The sequence below is a fragment of the Parachitinimonas caeni genome, assembly GCF_030129945.1.
Classification (GTDB): Bacteria; Pseudomonadota; Gammaproteobacteria; order Burkholderiales; family Chitinimonadaceae; genus Parachitinimonas; species Parachitinimonas caeni.
Window position 1 is genome coordinate 1 of the sequence record NZ_JARRAF010000166.1, and the last position, 541, is coordinate 541.

The 541-nt window shown below is 61.4% G+C and carries 1 protein-coding gene; it reads left to right on the forward strand.

Annotated features, from left to right (window positions below; genetic code table 11):
* Nucleotides 1-66: 66 nt before the first annotated feature.
* Nucleotides 67-541, forward strand: a 475-nt coding sequence (locus tag PZA18_RS24135) for an IS66 family transposase (protein WP_456238583.1), incomplete at its 3' end; no start/stop codon positions are given.

The window sequence follows — 541 nt, forward strand, 5'->3', positions numbered from 1 at the left end:
ATAAAAGTCGCTTCAAACTCAAGCAGGAAGCGGCTTCTGGTGGGTGGGGCATGGTAAAATCCGATCATGGATATCGCTGCCGAACTCGCCCGTTTCAACCCCGATCCCGCCTTGGCGGAATGGGTGATGGCGCAGCTGGCAGAGCAGGCGAACGTCGCGCAGCAAGCCCAACACCATCTGCTGCAAGCCAAAGACCGGGAACTCCACCTCAAAGATCAGGAACTGCGCAACAAAGACCTGAAGATCCAGGCGCTGACGCTGGAGCTGGCGCATCACAAGCGGCTCCGGTTTGGCGTCAAAAGCGAAGCCCTTGCCCCCGAGCAACGCGACCTGTTTGACGACACCTGTGCCGAGGACGGCGCAGCCATCATCGCCGACGTCGAACAACTGCAAGTTCCCGCCGAACGTCCCCAACGCAAGCCCACTGGTCGCCAGCCTTTGCCCGCCTCGCTGCCGCGCATTGAGCACCGACACGAACCCGCCACCTGCACCTGCGGCCAATGTGGCCAGAATCTGGTGCCGATCGGCGAAGACATCAGCG